The sequence below is a fragment of the Deinococcus roseus genome, from assembly GCF_014646895.1.
In the GTDB taxonomy this organism is placed as follows: Bacteria; Deinococcota; Deinococci; order Deinococcales; family Deinococcaceae; genus Deinococcus_C; species Deinococcus_C roseus.
The window spans coordinates 1-2,480 of sequence record NZ_BMOD01000063.1 but is presented as its reverse complement, the minus strand read 5'-3'; the positions used below and the strand labels follow the sequence as shown (position 1 = coordinate 2,480).

Sequence of the window (2,480 nt, the reverse complement as noted above, 5' to 3'; positions counted from 1 at the left end):
CAAGCAGTTGGGACACGGTTCTTCCACAGTGCCCCTACTTTACCAGTTTTGAAAAGTCAATCTCACCTGCTGAGCAGTTACGCTTGGAGAACATCAAGGGTGAGCAGGCCGGGACTTTTTTGAGGTTCATGAAACCCAAAAATGCCGTCCAGCAGGAATTTTAATCTTCTGAAGTTCTGGTGCTGAATCCACAGTGATGTGAGGGCTTGCCCCCACATCACTGGAAACACTTATAAGTGAAAACATAAGTGCCCCGGAGTCACCCCCGAGGCACTTGAAACTTCTCCCCCAGAAGAAGTGTTATTTGGCCGCTTCGTCCTGAATGACCCACCAGACGTTCCCCACAGCCTGACCGGTGGTGTCTCCGGCCTTCTGGTCCTTGACCCAGTAATACACGGGTTTGCCATCCAGGGTCACCTGCAGGGTTCCATCTTTGCGGGTGGTGACGCCCAGACGGCTCTTGAAGGTGCCCATCAGCTGTATTTCATGGGAGACCAGCAGAGGGGGCCAGTTGGTGGCGCACTGGTCGTAGCAGTTGCTGGTGGTGCCCTCGTCTTTGGTGAAGATGTAGAGGGTCATGTTGTTGGGACCAGCCAGCACATTGCCCTGGGCGGTGTCTTTCTGCACGGTGATCAGAGGCATCTGGTTGGCCACCCACCAGACTTTGCCCACAGCCTGCCCGGTGGTGTCCCCGGCTTTCTGGTCCTTGACCCAGTAGTACAGGGGCCAGCTGTTGTAAGTCACCTGAAAAGCGCCGTCTTTGCGTTTGATCAGGCCATAACCGGGTTCATCTGGCAGGTCTTTTGCATCCTGCAGGGTCAGGGGAGGCCAGTTGACGGCGCACTGGTCGTAACAGTTGCTCACATCTGGCGCGTCTTTGGTGAAGATGTAAAGGGTCATGCCACTGGAATCGGTGAGGATGCGTCCCAGTTTGGCATCGTCGTGGTATTGAATCAGGCTGCTGGCACTGGCAAGGGCACTGGTCATCAGGGCAAGGCTCAAGAAAAGTTTCATTTTTTACTACCTCCACCCTTAGAGACACCCGGAAAAGCCATTTGGATTCACAGCAGGTCAATGCCACCCAGAGGCTGGGTGGGCTTCTCACTGCCACCGCTGGGTTCCATGCTCAGGCCCACCCGTTCAAACCCTGCGTATTGCACCTGGATGGGTTCCCCCCTGGTGAGGCCCAGCGAATAAGGGGTTTTCTTGACCCGTCCCCAGGCCTGGTAGGTGCGGCCCGATGGTGCCTGCTGGATGGGCACAATCAGGGCTTTCCCATCTGCCGCGAACATCACCTGGGCAATGGACTCCCCGGCTTTGGTTTTGATGGTCTCGGTGCGAACAGCGATTTCCACAAAGTGCCGGATCAGGGTGTTGTTCTGGTAGTGCTGAATGAAACCGATGGTTCCATATCCCAGCAGCCCGACCACCAGAATGGAAGCAGCCATGAAAGGCAAACGGCTCCAGAGGGGTGTGGATCTGGGTGCTTCTGGCTGTTTTGCTGGCAGCTTTTGCTGAATCGCCTTCCACACGTCTGGCGCAGGTTTTGCGGGCAGATTTTCCACCAGGGCTTCCATGCCCTCCTGCAGTTCCAGCACTTTTTTGCTGCACACCGGGCATTCCAGCAGGTGGGCTTCCATGGCCCCCCGTTCGGTTTCGGGGAGTTCTCCCAGCACGTAGCTGATCAGGTGGTCACGTGGATGTGTCATTTCCCCTCCAGTGCTTTTTTCATCGCCGAGAGGGCCCGCCTGAGCCGGGTTTTGATGGTTCCGAGCGGCAGGCGGTAACGGCTGGAGAGTTCATCGTGCGTGTACCCCTGAAAGAAGGAGTCGTGGATCAGGTGCTGGTCAAGCTCGTTGAGGTGGTGCATGGCGTGGTCTACCGTGATGCGGTTTTCGGGGTGTGAGAAGGGCACAGAAGCCAGATGGTCGTGCTCAGAAAGGTCCAGCCCTGCGTTCACCGGTCTGGCTTCCCTGGCCCGGATGCGGTTCAGGCACTCATGGCGGGCGATGGTGTAGATGAAAGCCTTCGGTGCATGAATCTGCGGCCTGAACTCCCGTGCATGATGGTACAGCTTCACAAAGGTGTCCTGCAGCACTTCTTCTGCATCCTGGGGGTTTTTCAGCATCTCCAGGGCCAGGGTGTAAACCCGGCTGCGCAACTGGTCATAAAGCTCCCGCAGGGCGTTTTCATCGCCGCCAGAGAGCCTGAGCAGAAGGTGCGTTTCAGTGTCCATGTTCACCAGAGGTCAGCAGAGAGAGGGGTTCAGGGGCCGGGGTCCGCATCTACACATAGAGACACGCATTCAGGGGGTTTGGATTCATTTTAAGGGCCGGAAATGTGGAGGGGCATGGATGCCGAGCGACCCAGCGGTCACAAACCGTTTTGGACCGCGCTGTAGGGTCAAGAAGCGACCCAGCGGTCACAAACCGTTTTGGACCGCGCTGTAGGGTCAAGAAGGGCAAAATGCCTGGATTGCC

General features: G+C 56.9%; 3 protein-coding genes. All 3 read right to left on the bottom strand.

The genetic code is table 11. The annotated features are described in order from the left end of the window. Positions 1-300: 300 nt before the first annotated feature. Genes IEY52_RS26310 through IEY52_RS26300 form a run of 3 tightly spaced genes read right to left on the bottom strand, consistent with a single transcriptional unit; the run spans position 301 to position 2,236 of the window. Positions 301-1,014, bottom strand: coding sequence for a hypothetical protein (locus IEY52_RS26310; RefSeq protein WP_189009630.1), 714 nt, complete (start codon positions 1,012-1,014; stop codon positions 301-303). 47 nt (positions 1,015-1,061) lie between these two features. After that, positions 1,062-1,709, bottom strand: coding sequence for an anti-sigma factor (locus IEY52_RS26305; protein WP_189009627.1), 648 nt, complete (start codon positions 1,707-1,709; stop codon positions 1,062-1,064). After that, positions 1,706-2,236, bottom strand: a complete 531-nt coding sequence (locus IEY52_RS26300) for an RNA polymerase sigma factor (RefSeq protein ID WP_189009624.1) — start codon at positions 2,234-2,236, stop codon at positions 1,706-1,708. Before IEY52_RS26300 ends, IEY52_RS26305 begins: the two co-directional genes overlap by 4 nt. Between the last annotated feature and the right edge of the window lie 244 nt (positions 2,237-2,480).